The organism is Sphingomonas sandaracina, from assembly GCF_036663695.1.
GTDB lineage: Bacteria > Pseudomonadota > Alphaproteobacteria > Sphingomonadales > Sphingomonadaceae > Sphingomonas.
The window spans coordinates 557,091-575,715 of the sequence record NZ_JAXOJK010000001.1 but is presented as its reverse complement, the minus strand read 5'-3'; the positions used below and the strand labels follow the sequence as shown (position 1 = coordinate 575,715).

At 65.8% G+C, this 18,625-nt stretch carries 14 protein-coding genes; 6 read left to right on the top strand and 8 right to left on the bottom strand.

The features are described 5' to 3' along the window. Positions 1–46 precede the first annotated feature (46 nt). Genes U1707_RS02450 through U1707_RS02440 form a run of 3 tightly spaced genes read left to right on the top strand, consistent with a single transcriptional unit; the run spans position 47 to position 3,311 of the window. The gene (locus U1707_RS02450; RefSeq protein WP_332798540.1) at positions 47–1,567 is read left to right on the top strand and encodes a circularly permuted type 2 ATP-grasp protein; all 1,521 of its coding nucleotides are present in this window, start codon (positions 47–49) and stop codon (positions 1,565–1,567) included. After that, positions 1,567–2,502 (top strand): alpha-E domain-containing protein, encoded by a 936-nt coding sequence (locus U1707_RS02445; RefSeq protein WP_332798539.1) that lies wholly within the window; start codon positions 1,567–1,569, stop codon positions 2,500–2,502. Before U1707_RS02450 ends, U1707_RS02445 begins: the two co-directional genes overlap by 1 nt. Beyond that, positions 2,502–3,311: a transglutaminase family protein gene (locus U1707_RS02440; RefSeq protein ID WP_332798538.1), complete on the top strand. Its 810-nt coding sequence runs from the start codon at positions 2,502–2,504 to the stop codon at positions 3,309–3,311. Before U1707_RS02445 ends, U1707_RS02440 begins: the two co-directional genes overlap by 1 nt. A 232-nt stretch (positions 3,312–3,543) precedes the next feature. On the opposite strand, the gene U1707_RS02435 is transcribed toward U1707_RS02440, so the two are convergent. Both U1707_RS02435 and U1707_RS02430 read right to left on the bottom strand, forming a co-directional pair. Then, a complete protein-coding gene (locus tag U1707_RS02435) occupies positions 3,544–4,320 on the bottom strand; it encodes an arginyltransferase (protein ID WP_332798537.1) in 777 nt (258 codons plus the stop codon). Between the two features lie 128 nt (positions 4,321–4,448). Next, on the bottom strand, positions 4,449–5,708 hold the full coding sequence (locus U1707_RS02430; RefSeq protein WP_332798536.1) for a threonine ammonia-lyase: 1,260 nt from the start codon (positions 5,706–5,708) through the stop codon (positions 4,449–4,451). Between the two features lie 57 nt (positions 5,709–5,765). Between U1707_RS02430 and U1707_RS02425 the strand changes: the two genes are divergently transcribed. Together U1707_RS02425 and U1707_RS02420 are read left to right on the top strand one after the other, a co-directional pair. After that, positions 5,766–6,620, top strand: coding sequence for an NAD(P)-dependent oxidoreductase (locus U1707_RS02425; protein ID WP_332798535.1), 855 nt, complete (start codon positions 5,766–5,768; stop codon positions 6,618–6,620). Between the two features lie 8 nt (positions 6,621–6,628). Beyond that, a complete protein-coding gene (locus tag U1707_RS02420; RefSeq protein ID WP_332798534.1) occupies positions 6,629–8,302 on the top strand; it encodes an amidohydrolase in 1,674 nt (557 codons plus the stop codon). A 6-nt stretch (positions 8,303–8,308) separates the two neighbouring features. Here U1707_RS02420 and U1707_RS02415 read toward each other — a convergent pair whose 3' ends face one another. The 6 genes from U1707_RS02415 to U1707_RS02390 form a co-directional block, all read right to left on the bottom strand. Further along, positions 8,309–9,196, bottom strand: a complete 888-nt coding sequence (locus U1707_RS02415) for an acyl-CoA thioesterase (RefSeq protein ID WP_332798533.1) — start codon at positions 9,194–9,196, stop codon at positions 8,309–8,311. A gap of 73 nt (positions 9,197–9,269) precedes the next feature. Then, on the bottom strand, positions 9,270–10,397 hold the full coding sequence (locus U1707_RS02410; RefSeq protein WP_332798532.1) for an acyl-CoA dehydrogenase family protein: 1,128 nt from the start codon (positions 10,395–10,397) through the stop codon (positions 9,270–9,272). 91 nt (positions 10,398–10,488) lie between these two features. Further along, on the bottom strand, positions 10,489–11,670 hold the full coding sequence (locus tag U1707_RS02405) for an acyl-CoA dehydrogenase family protein (RefSeq protein WP_332798531.1): 1,182 nt from the start codon (positions 11,668–11,670) through the stop codon (positions 10,489–10,491). Positions 11,671–11,674: 4 nt separating this feature from the next. Next, positions 11,675–12,979: an amidase family protein gene (locus U1707_RS02400; RefSeq protein ID WP_332798530.1), complete on the bottom strand. Its 1,305-nt coding sequence runs from the start codon at positions 12,977–12,979 to the stop codon at positions 11,675–11,677. Positions 12,980–13,016: 37 nt separating this feature from the next. Continuing rightward, a complete protein-coding gene (locus U1707_RS02395) occupies positions 13,017–15,047 on the bottom strand; it encodes a 3-hydroxyacyl-CoA dehydrogenase NAD-binding domain-containing protein (protein WP_332798529.1) in 2,031 nt (676 codons plus the stop codon). 115 nt (positions 15,048–15,162) lie between these two features. After that, positions 15,163–16,383: a serine hydrolase domain-containing protein gene (locus U1707_RS02390; protein WP_332798528.1), complete on the bottom strand. Its 1,221-nt coding sequence runs from the start codon at positions 16,381–16,383 to the stop codon at positions 15,163–15,165. A gap of 193 nt (positions 16,384–16,576) precedes the next feature. On the opposite strand from U1707_RS02390, the gene U1707_RS02385 reads away from it, so the two are divergent. Beyond that, positions 16,577–18,283, top strand: coding sequence for a class I adenylate-forming enzyme family protein (locus U1707_RS02385; protein ID WP_332799038.1), 1,707 nt, complete (start codon positions 16,577–16,579; stop codon positions 18,281–18,283). Positions 18,284–18,625: the final 342 nt, after the last annotated feature.

The following is an 18,625-nucleotide window of genomic DNA, read 5'->3' as shown; positions in this document are numbered from 1 at the left end:
GTTGCAGCATGGAACCGCAACGCTTGATGGGGAATTGACCGTTTCGATGGGGAAACAAGCGTTCGACGAAATCATGGGGACACCGGGCGATACGACCGCCCGGCCCGAACTGGCGGCATTGTGCAAGTGGATCGAGGATACGCCTGACGCCGAGCTACGTCGCCGTCAGGAAGCGGCCGAGACGACGTTCCGGCAGCTCGGCATTACCTTTGCGGTCTACGGCGAGAACGAGGCGGCTGAGCGGATCATCCCGTTTGACATCGTCCCGCGCGTGTTCCTCCACGACGAATGGGCGCGGCTCTCCGAGGGATTGGTCCAGCGCGTCGAGGCGATCAACGCGTTCCTCGACGACATCTACGGCGAACGGCGTATCCTGAAGGAGGGCATCCTCCCCGAGGACCTCGTGCTCGGCAACGCCCAGTTCCGGCCCGAGATCGCCGGCATCCGTCCGCCGCACGGCGTATGGGCGCACATCTGCGGGATCGATCTCGTCCGCACTGGACCCGACGACTTCTTCGTGCTGGAGGATAATGCGCGCACGCCTTCCGGTGTCAGCTACATGCTCGAAAACCGCGAGGCGATGCTCCGCCTCTGCCCCGAGCTGTTCCGCGAGTTTCGCGTTGCGGCGGTCGACAGCTATCCCGACCTGTTGCTTGAGACGATGAAGTCGGTTGCGCCGCACGGCACGGGCTCGAACCCGACCTGTGTGCTGCTCACTCCCGGGCATTACAACTCGGCCTATTACGAGCACAGTTTCCTGGCGGACTCGATGGGGATCGAGCTCGTCGAGGCGGCCGATCTGGTGGTCGATGACGACGTCGTGTGGATGCGAACGATCGCGGGGCGCGTGAAGGTCGACGTGATCTATCGCCGGATCGACGACGATTATCTCGATCCGCTCGTGTTCCGTCCCGATTCAGCGCTCGGTGTGCCTGGTCTGATCGCAGCCTACGCAGCCGGCAACGTTGCGATCATGAACGCGCCGGGCAACGGCATCGCCGACGACAAAGCGATCTACAGCTACATGCCCGACATCGTGAAATTCTACTCCGGCGGCGAGTGCAAGCTGCGCAATGTCGAGACGTGGCGGTGCCGAGAACCACAGGCGCTCAAGTTCGTCCTCGACAACCTCGAAGACGTCGTCGTCAAACTGGTCGACGGCTCGGGCGGCTACGGCATGCTCGTTGGCCCCACCGCGTCGAAACAGGAGATCGAGGATTTCCGCGCCGCGCTGACCGCCGAACCGCATCGCTACATCGCGCAGCCCACGCTCGCGCTGTCGACGGTTCCGACGATGGCGCAGGGCGGACTCAGCCCACGCCACGTCGACTTCCGTCCGTTCGTGCTGAGCGGCTCGAAGGGCGTCCAAGTCGTGCCGGGCGGCTTGACCCGCGTCGCGCTCAAGGAAGGGTCGCTCGTGGTCAATTCCAGCCAGGGCGGCGGCACCAAGGACAGTTTCGTGCTCATGGCTGACCAGTCGCAGCGGATGAACGCCGGGGGCATGACCCAGACGATGGGCGGCATGACGCAGACACTCGGTGCCCAGACGTCCGGCGGAAATTCGTAATGCTGTCGCGCACCGCATCCTCGCTCTACTGGCTCGGCCGCTATTTCGAGCGCGCCGACTTCATTGCCCGGCTGGTCGAAGCCACCGTCCGCCTCGACGTGCTCTCGTCGCAGCCCTCCGGCGACGCCGCCTGGGCGTCCGCGCTGGCCGTCACTGAAACCGATGAGGCCTTCGCGGCGACGGGCGTGGAGATCGGGCAGCGCGACGTCGTGCGGTTCCTGACGCTTGATTCGAGCCATCCGGGGTCGATCGTCCGCTGCCTCGACATGGCGCGCAACAACGCCAAGGCGGTCCGCACTGCGCTGACCCGCGAGGCGTGGACTGCGATCAACCGCGCATGGCTGCTGTTCGAAAACCGCGCCACGCCGGGCAGCACGACCTCGCAGTTGAACCTTGTCGAGGCGGTCAAGAACGAGACGCGCGGGTTCGAAGGGGCCGTCCACCGCATGCTCCGCAACCAGACCACGTGGTTCATCAGGCTCGGCCAGGCGGTCGAGCGCGCGGACAACACCGCGCGGCTGCTCGACGTCAAATATCATATCCTGTTGCCCGAGGGCGAACGGCTCGGCGGCGCGATCGATCGCGACCAGTGGACGACGATCCTCCAGACCGTGTCCGCGGTGACCGCCTATCGTTGGCTCTACAATGACGGGCTGCGCCCTGCTGACGTGATCGACCTGCTGCTCGCGCGTGCGGAACTCCCGCGCAGCCTGGCGGCGTCGGTGGAAGAAACGGTCGACGTGCTCAACCTGCTCGCCAAGCGGACGGGGAACCACGGCGAGGCCGATCGGATGGCGCGGATGCGTGCGTCGCGAATGGCGAAGACGCGATCGGGCGAGGTCATCGCCTCCGGGCTGCACCAGTATCTGCAGGCGTTCATCGCCGAGAACGCGCTGCTGCACGGCGCGATCGGCCGTCAGTTCAAGTTCCTCTGATGCGGCTGTCGATCGACCACCACACGATCTACCGCTTCGCGCAGCCGCAGGGGCGCTTGGTGCAGATGCTCCGGCTGACGCCCGAGAACACGCACGACCAGACGGTAGCGTCGTGGCGGATCGACGTCGATTGCGACGCCCGGCTCAGGCCCCGTCGCGACGGCTTCGGCAACGCAGTGACCATGCTCTACGCCGAAGGTCCGGTCGACGGAATCGAGATCGCCGTCAAGGGCGAGGTGCTGACCAGCCATTCGGACGGCGTCCTGCACGGGGTGCACGAAACGCTTCCGCCTGCGCTGTTCCTCCGGTCCACCGAGGCGACCGCCCACGACACGGCGATCGCCAAGTTCGCGGTCAATGCGGCCGACGGCGCACGCGACCGGATCGGCGCATTGCATCGGCTGAACCGGGCATTCCACAAGCGGTTCGCGTTCGATGCCGGGCGTCCCGAACCGGGTCGGACGGCGGCCGCCGCATTCCGCATGGAAAGCGCCACCCCACGCGACATGGCCCAGATGTTCGCGGTCGCCGCACGGTCGCTCGGCGCGCCGGCACGGTACGTGTCGGGCTATCATCACAACGATCACGAGGTCGTGCATCTGCCGACGCCGCATGGCTGGGCCGAGGCGTTTGTCGACGGGCTGGGCTGGGTCGGTTTCGATCCGTGCACGGGCATGTCGCCTGAGGAGCATTACGTCCGCGTTGCTATGGCGCTCGATGCGGCAGGAGCTGCGCCGGTGGCAGGCTCGCGATTGGGTGAGGGTAGCGAGGAACTCGACGTCGACGTCGTGGTGCAGCGGGAAGACTGAGAGTACTTCCTCTTGAAGGGGAGGACCCAGACCTGGCTCTTGCATTCGCGGGAGAACAAGAGGTGACGAATTTTCCGCTGATTCCTCACCCCGGCGAAGGCCGGGGCCCAATTGGTAAGGTGGTCGTAACGAAGCGCTGCGCTCAACTAGCAGCGTTTCCCAATTGGACCCCGGCCTTCGCCGGGGGGGGCTTAAGTTGGGCAACAGGCTAGGCAATCACCTCAGCCACAACTCAGACCAGCGCCGCAACCCGAGCCGGCGTCGTCGCCACATCAGCATCGTCCAGCCGCCGCCACCCCGCCGGCCCCAGCACCTCCAGCGGCCGATACCGCGTCTTATATTCCATCCGCGGCGACCCTTTCACCCAATAGCCCAGATACACGTACGGCAGCCCGGCATCGCGCGCGCGGAGGATGTGGTCCATGATGATGAAGTTGCCGAGCCCCGGTCGTGCCGTGTCGTCGGCTGCGAAGAAGCTGTAGACCATCGACAGCCCGTCCGCCTGGCGATCGGTCAGGCAGGCGCCGAGCAGGGCGCCTCGCATGCCGTCGATGCTGGGTTCGCGGTATTCGACGATCACCGAATTGACCGGTGAATGCTCGATCATGTCGGCATAATCGTCCTCGTCCATACCGGCCATGCCGCCGCCGGGGTGTCGTGCCCCCAGATAACGGCGGAGCAACTGGAACTGCTCGTCGGTCGCCCAGGCCTTGCACGCAGTTACTTCGATATCGCCATGACGCTTCAACAATTTGCGTTGCGTGGCGTTGGGGATGAACTCGCTTGAGACGATCCGAACCGAGACACATGCGGTGCATCCGGCGCAGGAAGGCCGATAGGCGACGCCCTGGCTGCGGCGAAACCCGATCCGGCCAAGCGCGTCGTTCAATTCACCGGCATGCGGTCCCGTCAGCTCGGTGAACACCTTCCGCTCCTGCCGGCCCGGAAGGTAAGGGCAGGGGGACGGGCTCGTGACGAAGAAGCGCGGAAAACGAAAAGGCGCAGTCACCGAACCAATGTCCTTCAGGCAGGCGGGGAAGCCGCGTTTTCGACATATGGTCGTAACCCACGCTACAGAAAAGCAGGTTTACCATGATTGTGTGTCGGCGCCGTAAATAACGACGCCGACGCGATAAATCAGGCGAGCTCGACGGTAGATGTCTCATACCCGCCGGCACGCAACGCCCCGACCAGTCGATCGAGATGCGCGCGGTCGCGCAGCTCGCATTCGATGTCGGTGATGAGACCCTTCGCCGGCAACGTCGTAAAGACGCGCTGGTGATAGATCTCGATGATGTTGACGCGCTCTTGGTCGAAGATGCGCGCGACGTGGAACAGCGCGCCCGGCTTGTCCTGCAACCGGATCCGCAACCGCGCGAGGCGGCCAGAACGGGCCAGATCGCGCAACAAGACATTGGCCAGCAAGCGCGTATCGATGTTGCCGCCGCAAAGGACGATGCCGACGGTCTTTCCTGCGAACCGCTCGGGATGCGACAGCAAAGCCGCGAGCCCGGCGGCGCCTGCGCCCTCGACCACGGTCTTCTCGATCTGCAGCAAAAGGCTGACCGATTCCTCGAGGCTACGCTCGCTGACCAGCACGATATCGTCGACCAGTTCGGCAACGATCTTCGATGTGATCGCACCCGGCTCCTTGACCGCGATGCCCTCGGCCAGCGTATCGCCCGCGCACGGCATGTCGGTGCCGTTGATGCGGTTGAACATTGACGGGAACAGCTCGGCTTGCACACCGACGATCTCGATCGGGTGGCCGCCCGGTGCCTCGCTTGTCGCGCGCGCAACCGTCGACATGCCCGAGATCAGACCGCCGCCGCCAATCGGGATGACCAGCGTGTCGATCTGCGGCACGTCCTCCAGCATCTCGACCGCGACGGTGCCTTGCCCGGCAATGACGCGGGGATCGTCGAACGGGTGGACGAAGGTGAAGCCGCACTCGCCTTCGAGAATGCGGGCATGGGCGTATGCGGCGTCGAACGTCTCGCCGTGCAGGACGACATTGGCGCCGTGGCCCTCGGTCTGCATGACCTTCACGGTCGGTGTGTTGGTCGGCATGACGATCGTCGTCGGGATGCCGAGCCGGTTGGCGTGATAGGCAAGGCCCTGCGCGTGATTGCCCGCAGACGCCGCGATCACACCCTTCGCGCGCGCTTCCGGCGACAACTGCAACAGCGTGTTGAGCGCGCCACGCTCCTTGTAGGCTGCGGTGAACTGAAGGTTCTCGAACTTCAGATACACCGTCGCGCCGGTCATATTGCTCAGCGTCTTGCTGATCAGCGTGGGCGTACGGACGATCGAGTCGCGGATCCGGTCATGCGCGACGCGGACGTCGTCGATCGAGACGGGGAGGGTGGGTGCCGCTACGGCAGCGTGGGTAGCCATGTCCGACCCGCTAGACCATCTGGCGCGCATGGGAAACACCGCTTATGCGCGGATGCTATGGCAAAACTGGCATTCATCGGAACCGGCGTCATGGGCGCGCCTATGGCGGGGCACCTCGTCACGGCAGGGCACGACGTCACCGTCTATAATCGCACCCAGGCCAAGGCACTGGCATGGGCCGATAAACATGGTGGGGCGGTGGCGAATACACCTGCCGCGGCGGCAAAGGATGCGGACGCGGTGTTCGCCTGCGTCGGCAACGACGACGATCTCGCCTTGGTTACGCTAGGCGAAGACGGCGCGTTCGCGGCGATGCGCGACGACGCGGTGTTCGTCGATCACACCACCGTCTCGGCCCTGATCGCGCGACGCCTCGCGGGCGAGCGTACGCTGGTAGTCGACGCGCCGGTATCGGGCGGACAGGCTGGCGCGGAGAACGGCAAGCTCTCGATCATGTGCGGCGGCTCGGCCGAGGCGATGACGAAGGCCGAACCGTTCATGCAGGCCTATGCTTTGCGTGTGGTCCATGTCGGCGACGCGGGCGCGGGTCAGACGACCAAGATGTGCAACCAGATCGCGATCGCCGGCGTGATCCAGGGTGTCGCCGAGTCGCTTCGGTTCGCGCAGAATGCGGGACTCGATCTGGACAAGGTGTTCGAGGCGATCTCGGGCGGCGCGGCGCAAAGCTGGCAGATGGTCAATCGCTGGCCGACGATGGCGAAGGAGGAGTTCGACTTCGGCTTCGCGGTCGACTGGATGCGCAAGGATCTCGGCCTCGCGCTCGACGAGGCGCGGCGCAACGGTGCGGTGCTGCCGGTCGCCGCGCTGGTCGACCAGTTCTACGCCGACGTGCAAAAAATGGGTGGCGCTCGGCAGGATACGAGCGCGCTGGTACGGAGATTGCCGAAGTGATGCGTCTGATGGTTTCCGCGGCCGCGATCACGCTGCTGTCCACCCCCGCCCTCGCCGATGGTATCGTCGATAACGTCAACGGCATCACCGTCGCCGATGGCGGTCGCGTGATCCACTTCAAGGCGATCCTGGTCGACAAGGACGGTCGCGTCGCGCGGCTCGTGCCGCCCGGCGAGGAAGCGCCCAAGCTGAGCCGCAAGGAATTGAAGAAGAACGCCGGCAAGCCGCTCTACGACTGGCGCGTCGACATGCGCGGTAAGACGGTGCTGCCCGGCTTCGTCGATGCCCACGGTCACGTCCTCGAACTCGGTTTCGGCGCGCTGTCGCTCGATCTGTCGATGACCAAGTCGCTCGACGAAGCGAAAGCTCGGATCGCGGCGTACATCGCGGGCAATCCCGATCGCAAATGGATCCTCGGGCGCGGCTGGAACCAGGAGGTCTGGGGGCTGGGTCGCTTCCCGACCGCCGCCGATCTCGAATCCGTATCGGGCGGACACCCGATCTGGCTGTCGCGTGCCGACGGCCATGCCGGCTGGGCGAACCGCGAGGCGATGCGCGAAGCCGGCGTCACGAATGCGACCGTCTCTCCACCGGGCGGACGGATCGAGAAGACGGGCGGCGCACCAGCCGGTGTGTTCGTCGATGGCGCGCAGGCGTTGATCGAGAAGGTCGTGCCGCAACCGCTGCCCAAGGAACGCGACGCCGCGTTCCTGACCGCACAGGGCATCCTGCTCGGCTACGGCGTCACCGCTGTCGCCGACATGGGCACCACGCTCGACGACTGGCTGACCTATCGACGGATGGCTGATATCGGCGGGCTTCGTGTTCGCATCATGAGCTACGCGCTCGGGATCGATACGGCGAGCCGGATCGGCGGCAAGGGGCCGACGCCATGGTTGTATAACGATCGCCTGCGGATGGGCGGTGTGAAGCTGTACGCGGACGGCGCGCTTGGATCGCGCGGCGCGTGGCTGCTGAAGCCGTATTCGGACGCACCGGGGCAATCGGGCCTCGGCTTCCTGACCGATGCGCAGCTTCAGAACCAGATGAGCCGTGCGGCGATGGATGGCTATCAGGTCGCGGTCCACGCGATCGGCGACAAGGCCAACCAGGAAGTGCTCGATGCGATCCAGGTCGAGAGCGATACCTACACCGGTGATCGCCGCTGGCGGATCGAGCATGCGCAGATCGTCGATCCGACCGATCTGCCGCGCTTCGGCAGATACGGCACGATCGCGTCGATGCAGCCGACGCACGCGACCAGCGACTGGAAGATGGCGGAGGCACGGCTTGGGCCTAACCGGCTCGTCGGCGCCTATGCGTGGAAATCGATGCTGACGAACGGTGCCAAGCTTGCGTTCGGGACGGACTTCCCGGTCGAGAAGCCCGATCCGTTCGCGACCTGGGCGGCCGCGTTCACGCGTGAGGATACCGACGGGCAACCACAGGGTGGCTGGCAACCGCAGGAACTCGTCACGCGCGAACAGGCGTGGTGGGCGATGACCGGTGCGGCGGCCTATGCCGGGTTCGCCGAGAAGCAATTCGGTGCTTTGGCGCCGGGCCAGCGCGCGGACTTCATCGTCGTCGACAAGGACCCTACGCTCGCCTCGCCGACCGACCTGCGCGCGACCAAGGTCAGCGAGACGTGGATCGGCGGCGAGAAGGTCTGGGCGCGCAAGTAACCGAAACTACTGGCGCATCCGGATCAAGCCCTCCTGCGCGACGCTGGCAACCAGGCGGCCATCCCTCGCGTAGATCTTGCCGCGGTTGAAGCCGCGCGCGTGGCCCGACCATGGGCTATCGCAGGCATAGAGAAGCCAATCGTCGGCGCGGAAATCTTCGTGCAGCCATAATGAATGGTCGAGGCTGGCGGTCTGCATGCCGGGCGTGATCCAGTTCATGCCGTGCGGCAGCAACGCGGTGCCGAGCAGCGCCATGTCCGAGGCATAGGCCAGGATCGCCCGGTGCATCGCCGGGTCGTCGCCGATCGGGGCGACGAGGCGGAACCAGTTGGCGTAGTGCGGTTCCTGCGGCGCCGGATCGATCCAGCTACGCGGGTTGACCGGGCGCACCTCGATCGGCCGCCACCGCAGCATGTGCGCGCGAAATTTCTCGGGGATGCCGTCGATGTTCTCAAGTCGCAGGTCGCGGTCGGTGCGAAGGTCTTCGGGCGGCGGGACGTCGGGCATCGCGTGCTGATGATGCAGCCCCTCTTCGGGCGTCTGGAACGACGCCGCCATGTTGAGGATCGGCTGCCCCTTCTGCATCGCGATCACGCGCCGCGTCGCAAAGCTGCGACCTTCGAAATCGCGGACGACGCGAAAGACGATCGGGTAGTCCTCGTTGCCGGGCCGCATGAAATAGGCGTGCAATGAATGCGCGGCCTTGGGGCCCTCGGTCGAGCGTTGCGCGGCCTGCAGCGCCTGCGCGATTACCTGGCCGCCGAACACGCGACCAACACCGCCAGGCTGGCGCTTGCCGACATAGAGATCGGTATCGACCTCCTCGATTTCGAGCAGGTCGACGAGGCCCTGGGCGAGTGCGTCGGGCGACGTGTCGGCAGTTTCCGCGGTCATCTAACTTCCTTGTTCTCCCGCGAAGGCGGGAGCCCAGACTGGGCCCCCGCCTTCGCGGGGGGACAGGTTCGGGTCAATACCCCGCCGCTACCGCCAGCCGATCTGCGTGGAAGTTCGCGTCCCCGAACATCTCCGCCAGCACCCGCGCGCGCTTCATGTAGAAGCCGATGTCGTATTCGTCGGTCATGCCGATGCCGCCATGCATCTGCACGCTCTCCTGTACGCTGAGCGTCGTCGCCAGCGCGGTCATCGCCTTGGCCACCGAGACCGCCTCGTCCGCGCGGTCGCTGCCTTGGTCGAGCAACTGCTGTGCCTTGAGGACAGCGGCGCGCGCCACCTCCATCTCCGAATACAGATGCGCAGCGCGGTGCTGGAGCGCCTGAAAGCTGCCGATAAGCGTCCCGAACTGCTTGCGCTCCTTCATGTAGCCGATCGTCATATCCATCGCACCGGCCCCGACACCTAGCAATTCGGCTGATGCCCCAGTCCGGCCTGCGCGAAGGAGGCGATCGAGCGGTGAACGTCCCGCGTCGACCTCACCGATCACCGCGTCCGCATCGACCTCGACGCCATCGAACTCTAGCCGAGCAGCAAGGCTAGCGTCGGCGAGCCGTTCGGCGTTCGCGGTCAGGCCTGCGGCACCCTTCGACACCACGAACAGCGTGACACCGTCCGTGTCGTTGTCCGACCCCGCGGTGCGCGCCGCGACGATGATCAGGTCGGCGGTGTGGCCATGCGTGACGAACCGCTTGGCGCCGGTCAGCTTGAACCCGTTGCACGAGCGTTCAGCCTTCATCGCCACGGTGTCTCGGTGCTTGGCTCCCTCGTCGATCGCGAGCGCGGCCACGGTCTCGCCGGCGATGATGCCGGGAAACCAGCGCTCGGCCTGTCCCGTGCCTTTGAGCGCCTCGACCGCCGCCACCGCGGTGGAGAGGAACGGGGAGGGGGACAGGTTGCGCCCGATTTCCTCCAGCACCACGCCCGCCTCGACATGGCCGAGCCCCAGCCCGCCCTGGTCCTCGCCGATCAGGATGCCGGTAAAGCCCATCTCCGCGAACTGCTTCCACAGGTCGCGCGAGAAGCCGGTCGCATCGTCGGCATCGCGCAAGGCTCGCATGTGGCTGACCGGCGCGTGCTCCGCGACGAAATCGCGAATGGTGTCCTGAAGGACGGTCTGGTCGTCGTCTAGATACAGTGGCATTGTGGTTCCCCCGCGGAGGCGGGGGCCCAGGAGCCCCTCGCGCAGCGTTCATGATTCTGGGCTCCCGCTTTTGCGGGAGAACGGTCAAAGGTCAGGCAGGCAATTCCAAGATCCGCTTGGCGATGATGTTGAGCTGGATCTCGCTCGTCCCGCCCTCGATCGAGTTCGCCTTGGTGCGCAGCCACGACCGCGGGATCGCACCGCCGCGCGACCGATCGCTGTCCCATTCGAGCGCATCCGACCCGCCCGCCGCCATCATCAATTCGTACCGACCCTTGTTCAGCTCGGTCCCGTAATATTTCATCATGCTCGGCTGGGCAGGGTGCGCCTTGCCCGCCTTCAACTCGTCGATGAACCGCTCGGACATCGCCCCGAACGCCTTCGCCCGCACCTCGAACAGCGCGATCGACGCACGCAGCAACGGATCCGCCAGCCGTCCGTCATGCCCAAGCCCGACGGTCGCGATCGCCCCGTCGATCAGCGGGTTGCCGTCGCTCGACGCCAACCCCATCCCCGAGATCATCTCGCGCTCATGTCCGAGCAGATATTTCGCGACGTCCCAGCCCTTGTTCTCCTCGTAGACGCGGTTGACCTTGGGCACCTCGACATTGTCGAAGAACGTCTCGCAAAATGGCGAATTGCCGCTGATCAGCAGGATCGGCTTGGTCGACACGCCGGGCGAGGCCATGTCGAACAGCACGAAGCTGATCCCGCCCTGCTTCGATGTCTTGTCGGTGCGGACGAGGCAGAAAATCCAGTCGGCCTTGTCGGCATAGGAGGTCCACACCTTCTGCCCGTTGACGAGATAATGGTCGCCCTTGTCCTCCGCCGAGGTCGCGAGCCCGGCAAGGTCGGACCCCGCATTCGGCTCCGAATACCCCTGGCACCAGCGGATCTCCCCGCGTGCGATCTTGGTCAGGTGATCGAGCTTCTGCTCCTCGGTGCCGTATTTGAGCAATGCCGGTCCGAGCATCGATATCCCGAACGAATTGAGCGGGTTGCGCGCCTTTATTGCCGCCATCTCTTCACGCAGGATCTTCGTCTCCGCAGGCGACAGGCCACCGCCGCCATAGGCCTTGGGCCAGTCGGGCACGGTCCAGCCCTTGGCCGCCATCTTGTCGAGCCACTCCTTCTGCGCAGGACTCGAAGGCTTGAACTCGCGTCCACCCCAGCAGACGTCGTCCTCCGAGCGCACCGGCTTGCGCATCTCGGGCGGGCAGTTCTCCGCGAGCCACGCACGCGTTTCGGACCGGAAAGTATCGAGGTCGGACATCGGATCAGCTCCTGCTTAGTCGATTGCACCGCGCGGCGACGGCGATCGCGTCGTGGTCGCGGTAACGGTTGGTGATGACCTGCACGCCGATCGGCAGGCCGCGCGGGTCGATCCCGACGGGCACGCTGGTCGCGGGCAGATTGGGGAAGGTGGCGAGACCGGCCCAGGCGAACTGGACGCCGAACGGGGTATCCTCGCCGTCGATCGACAGCGTGCGGCGCGCGACGTTGCGCTCGGCGATGTGCGGGAAGGCGTTCACGCCGCTCGCCGGCGCGATCACCGCGTCGAACCGCTCGAACAGCGCGCCCCATGCGCGTTGCATCCGCGCCTGCGAGTCGAGCAGGTCGAACCAGTGCGACAGCGTCGCGACCTTGCCGTCGCGCGCGGGTCCGCCGCGGGTCATCGCGATGCCGAGCATCCGCATATAGTCGGCATGCTGCGCGGCGAGGTCGATCGGCGGGGGTACGCTTGAAATGATGGCGCCGGCCGCGGCGAGGGCTTCACCGACGCGCCCGATCGCGCCGACGATCGACGAATCGACGCGTGCCGAGGGATGCGCGGTGAGCAGCAGGACGCGTGGTTGGGCTAAGTCGACGGTCGCGCGCGGCAAGGGGATGTCGGCGAGGATGTCGAGCGCAACGGCCAGATCCTCGGGATTGCGCGCGAGCGGTCCGATCACGCCGAGAACCGCGCTCGCCCCATCGGTGCCGGGCACGCGGTGGCCGAGATCGGACAAGGCGCCATAGGTCGGCTTGTGCCCCCAGACGCCACAGAACGCGGCCGGCACGCGGATCGAGCCGCCGATATCGGAGCCGAGCTCGAGCGGTACCATGCCCGACGCGAGCGCCGCCGCGGCGCCGCCCGACGATCCGCCGGGCGTCAGCGTCGGATCGATGGGATGATTCGTCCGGCCATGGATCGGGTTCTCCGCCTGCCAGTCGCTCAACCGCACCGGTACGTTGGTCTTGCCGAGGATCACCGCGCCCGCCGCCTTCAGCCGGGTCACGGCCACGGCATCGCGGTCGACGATGTTGTCACGGTGGACGCCGACGCCCCAGCTGGTCGGCAGGCCGGCGACGTCGAACGACTCCTTCACCGTCATCGGCACGCCGAACAGCGGGCGATCGTCCGCACCCTCCGCATCGAGCGCCCGCGCCGCCTCACGCGCCCGCACGAAATCCCGCACGACGACGGCGTTTATCGCACCGTCGCGCGCCTCGATCCGCGCGATCGCCGCCTCGCACTCGGCGAGCGCGGTCGTCTCGCCCGCACGGATCGCCGCCGCCGTCTGAAGCGCAGACCGCTCCATCAGCGATCGACTACCGGCAAGAAACGACCGCGATCGATCACTTCAGCCGACCGCCCGATGCCGCCGCGTCCTTCAGCGACTTCGCCACCGGGAACCCGTATTTCTCCAGCCCCGCGACGACCTTCGGCAACCCCTCGGACTGCGCCCAGAACATCGGTCCGCCACGATACACCGGCCAGCCATACCCATAGATCCACACCACATCGACGTCCGACGCGCGCTGTGCCTTGCCCTCTTCGAGGATCAGCGCGCCTTCGTTGACCATAGTGTAGAGCGTCCGCACGACGATCTCCTCGTCGCTGATCTCGCGCGGCGTCACGCCCGACTTCTTGCGGAAGTCGTCGATGATCTCCGTTACCCGTGCCGAGTTCGACGGCGTCCGCTTCTCGTCGTAATCATAAAAGCCCGCCTTGGTCTTCTGGCCCCAGCGATTCTCCGCCGCCAGCGCATCGCGGATGTTCTCGATCCGGCTCGGGTCGCGGTGCCAGCCGATGTCGACGCCTGCCAGATCGCTCATCTGGAACGGCCCCATCGGCATCCCGAACGCGACATGGACCTTGTCGATCTGCTCCGGGCTCGCACCTTCCAGCAGCAGCTTGGTCGCCTCGACCTGCCGCGGCATCAGCATGCGGTTACCGATGAACCCGTAGGTGACGCCCGCCACCACGGCGACCTTCTTGATCTTCTTAGCGAGCGCCATGACGGTCGCCAGCACGTCGTCCGCGGTCTTGTCGCCGCGTACGACCTCGAGCAATTTCATCACGTTGGCGGGCGAGAAGAAGTGCATCCCGACCACGTCCTGGGGCCGCTTGGTGCACGCCGCGATCGCGTCGATATCCAGATACGAGGTGTTCGACGCCAGGATCGCGCCCGGCTTGGCGATCGCGTCGAGCTTGGTGAAGATCTCCTTCTTCACCTCCATCGTCTCGTACACCGCCTCGATGATCAGGTCGCATTCCGCCAGATCGGCGAAGTCCAGAGTCGGCTTCAGCGCGCCCATCGCCTGCTCGACCTGCTCGGGCTTCATCCGACCCTTCGCGGCGGTCGCCTCGTAATTCTTGCGCACGACGCCGGTGCCGCGGTCGAGCGCGTCCTGCTGCATCTCGACGATCGTCACGGGGATGCCTGCGGACAGGAAGTTCATCGAGATGCCGCCGCCCATCGTGCCCGCGCCGATCACCCCGACGCGCTTGATCTCGCGGAGCTTAGTGTCGGCGGGGACGTCGTCGATCTTGGCCGCCTGGCGCTCGGCGAAGAAGATGTGGCGCTGGGCTGCCGACTGCACGCCGGTCATGAGCTTCATGAATGCCTGGCGTTCGAACGCGATGCCCTCTTCGAAGCTCGAACCGTCGGCGGCCTTCTCGACGCAGGCGATGTTCGCGGCCGGCGCGTCGAAGTTACGGAAACGACGGGCGTTCTCCTTCTTGAACGCAGCCACGGCATCCGGATCGGCCTGCGCCGTCTTTTCGGACGCACGGGGGAGGGGGCGCTTCGTCGCGATCTCTCGCGCGAAGGCGACGGCATCGGCCTCAAGGCTGTCTTCACCGACGATCTTGTCGATCAGGCCAGCGTCGAGCGCCTTCTTCGCCGAGATCGGATCGCCCTTAGCGGTCATCTCCACCGCGAGCTTCACGCCGGCGATCCGCGGAATACGCTGCGTGCCGCCGGCGCCGGGCAGCAGACCGAGCTTCACCTCGGGCGTACCGATCTTCGCCGAAGGAACAGCAATGCGGTAATGACAGCCGAGCGTCACTTCGCAGCCGCCGCCGAGCGCGGTGCCGTGGATCGCCGCGACGACGGGCTTCGACGAGGCTTCGATCATGTCGACGACGGTCGGCAGGCCGGGCTCGACCATCTCCTTGCCGAACTCGGTGATGTCGGCGCCCGCGAAGAACGTGCGCCCGTCGCAGCGGATCACCATCGCCGTGATGCTATCGTCGTTCACGCCGTCCTTGATCGCCGCTTCGAGGCCTTGGCGGACCGCGGCGCCGAGCGCGTTGACGGGGGGATTGTTCGAGATGATGACGAGCACGTCGTCATGGCGTTCGGTGCGGATCGGGCTGGTCATTCTAGTCTCCTGGTGCCGGCCCCGTCATCCCGGCGAACGCCGGGACCCAGAGCCAAATTCGGTGTGCGTGCGGCCCTGGGTCCCGGCGTCCGCCGGGATGACGGCCGTTGGGGGATCAGGTCATCGCCGCGTAGATCATCGTCTTCAGTTCGCGGCGGATGGGATAGAAACTGCTCGGCGAAAGCTGCGTCATGAACACCATCGACAGGCGCTCGACGGGGTCGACGAAGAACGCTGTCGAGAACATCCCGCCCCAGTAGAATTCGCCCTTCGACCCCGGCACCATCGTCTTCGCGACGTCGTCGGTGATCGCGAACCCGAGCCCGAAGCCGGTACCGGCGTTCGATGCCTCGCTGAACAGCGACTTCGACATCGCCGCGAGATCGGATTTTCCGGGCAGGTGGTTCTGCGTCATCAGATCGAGCGTCTTGCGGCCTAGGATACGTGCGCCGTCCAGTTCGCCACCGTTCAGCAGCATCGTGTTGAATCGGTGGTAATCGAGCGCGGTCGAGACGAGCCCGCCGCCGCCGGAAACGAGCTTCGGCTGCCGGCTCCATGCGCTCTCGGCCCCACGATCGTACATCACGCGGCCCTTGCCCGGCGCCAGCGTGTAGCAGTCGGTCAACCGGTCGAGCTTGTCGGCGGGAACCTGGAAGAAGGTGTCGTCCATCTTGAGCGGCGCGAAGATGCGCTCCCGGAAGAACTGGTCGAGCGGCAGGCCCGACACGCGCTGCACGACCGCGCCGAGCACGTCGGTCGCGACCGAGTAATTCCACGCGGTGCCGGGCGAGAATTCGAGCGGGATCTTCGCCAGCGCGCCGATGAACCCGTCGAGATCATATCCGCCATGCCAGCCCTCGATCTTACCCTCGCGGTAGGCGGCATCGACGTTCGACCGGTTCTGGAAGCTATACGTCAGCCCCGAGGTATGCCGGAGCAGGTCGACCATCCGCATCGGCTCGGCCGTCGGCTTGGTCACGAACGGCACGCCGCCACCGCCGCCGTCATAGACGCCGATATCCTTGAACTCGGGCAGCACGTGGTGGACTGGCGTATCGACCGCGACGAGGCCCTGCTCGACCAGCATCATGAACGCGACCGAGGTGATCGGCTTGGTCATCGACGCGATCCGGAACAGCGATCCCTCGTCTATCGCCTTGCCGCCTTCGCGCGCCGCGCCCGCGTTCGAGAAATGGACGATCTCGCCGTCACGCGCGATCAGCAATTGCGCGTTCGGCAGCTTGCCCGAATCGATGTAGCGCGTCCGGAGCAGCGTATCGATCGCCGCCAACCGGTTCGCCTCGAAGCCGTGCGCGGCAGGTTCAGCGATTTTCACGATTCGACCGTCCGTGTCATGACCCGCTCCATACCCCTAGTTCGAACTTGGTGCCTCTATTGCCTTGAGTGCGGCGGGAATCAACTATAACCTGTCTTCGAACAGGCGATAAGCCAAACCCGAAATTCAACTCTGGAGTCAACCGGTCTTGGCAAGCGAACCGATCATCGCACTCGATCCCTCCTGGCCGGCGATGTCGCTCGCCGATGCCGAGCGAATGCTGACCGCGCCCGGCGCGAAGTTCGAGATGGAGATGCTGACGATCGACGGCATCGAGACGCGCATCTGGAAGAACGCGCCGCCGTCGTTGCGCTGGCTGGCCGAGGCGTCGCGCGCGCATGGCGACAGGGTCTTCACGGCGTATGAGGACGAGCGCGTCACCTACGAGGCGAACTTTCGTGCGATCGCGGTGCTGGCGCACCGGTTGCGCGAGATGGGGATCGGCCCCGGCGACCGCGTCGCGCTGGCAATGCGCAACCTGCCCGAATGGCCGGTTGCGTTCTTTGCGGGTGCGAGCATCGGCGCGATCATGGTGCCGCTCAATGCGTGGTGGACCGGCGCGGAGATGGAATACGGCTTAGCCGATTCGGGGGCGCGCGTGCTGATCACCGACGACGAGCGGCATCACCGACTGGAGGCGGCCTATGCGACGCTGCCGGCGCTGGAGCACGTGTTCGTCGCGCGCGCCGCGGAGCCGCTGACGGGGATCGTGACGCGGCTGGAGGACGTGATCGGCACCCCGCACGACTGGGCTGCGCTACCCGATGTAGGCCTCCCCGAAGCGACGATCGCACCCGACGACGATGCGACGATCTTCTACACCAGCGGCACCACCGGCGCGCCCAAGGGGGCACTCGGCACGCACCGCAACATGATGTCGAACATCATGTCCGGCGGCTATTCGTCGGCGCGCTCCTTCCTGCGGCGTGGCGAGGCACCGCCGGAACCGACGCCGCGCGTGACGTTGACCGTGATTCCGCTGTTCCACGTCACCGCCTGCTCGGCGGGGATGATGGGCGTGATCGCGACTGGCAGCACGATGATATTCATGCGGAAATGGGACACGATCCGCGCGATGGAGATCATCGAGCGCGAGAAGGTGAACGTCACCGGCGGCGTGCCAACGATCGCATGGCAGCTGCTCGAGCATCCCGACCGCGAGAAATACGATCTCTCGTCGCTCGAATCGATCGCCTATGGCGGCGCGCCAGCGGCACCCGAGCTGGTGAAGCGCATTTACGCCGAGTTCGGGGCGATGCCCGGCAATGGCTGGGGCATGACGGAGACGATGGCGACCGTGACGCATCACGGGGCCGAGGATTATCTCAACCGGCCCGACAGCGCTGGCCCGCCGGTCGCCGCCGCCGATCTGAAGATCGTCGCGGACGATGGCGTGACCGAGCTGCCGACGGGCGAGGTCGGGGAACTCTGGGCGCGCGGGCCGATGATCGTGAAGGGATACTGGAACAAGCCCGACGCGACCGCCGCGACGTTCGTCGATGGCTGGGTGCGGACCGGTGACCTGGCCAGGCTGGACGACGAGGGATTCTGCTACATCGTCGACCGGGCCAAGGACATGATCATCCGCGGCGGCGAGAACATCTATTCGAGCGAGGTCGAGAACGTCCTCTACGCGCACCCGGCGGTGACCGACGCGGCGTTGATCGGCATCCCGCACCGGATTCTCGGCGAGGAGCCGGCGGCGGTGGTGCATCTGGCGCCGGGTGCGGTGACGACCGAGGCGGAGTTGCAGGGCTGGGTCCGGCAGCATCTGGCGGCGTTCAAGACGCCGGTCGCGGTGCGCTTCGTGCATGAGACGTTGCCGCGTAACGCGAACGGGAAGATCCTGAAGAAGGATCTGCAGGTGCTGTTCGAGGATCGGGTCGGAGTGACGGTTTAGGTTCGATCGTCTGCAACTCTGCGTCATCCTGACGAAAGTCAGGATCCAGGGTACCCTAGTGCGTCCTTTGCGGCTTTTGATTCTGACTTTCGTCAGGATGAAGGGTTTGGGTGCGTACCAGTCCATCCGACCGCGCCTTCGTCTTCGCGACTGCTCAGCGTCAACGCGATTTTCTACGAAATAGATTGCGCGTGCCGCCCCCGCCCGGCTTGAATGCCGACCGCGATTACGGGATGGGGGTGGCAAAGGAAAATGCCATGACGGACGAGGGTCTTCGCCAGGAAACGCGCCAGCCGGGGGGCGGGGATGGCATCGTTGCGGAAGGCCCGCCGCCTGAAAGTG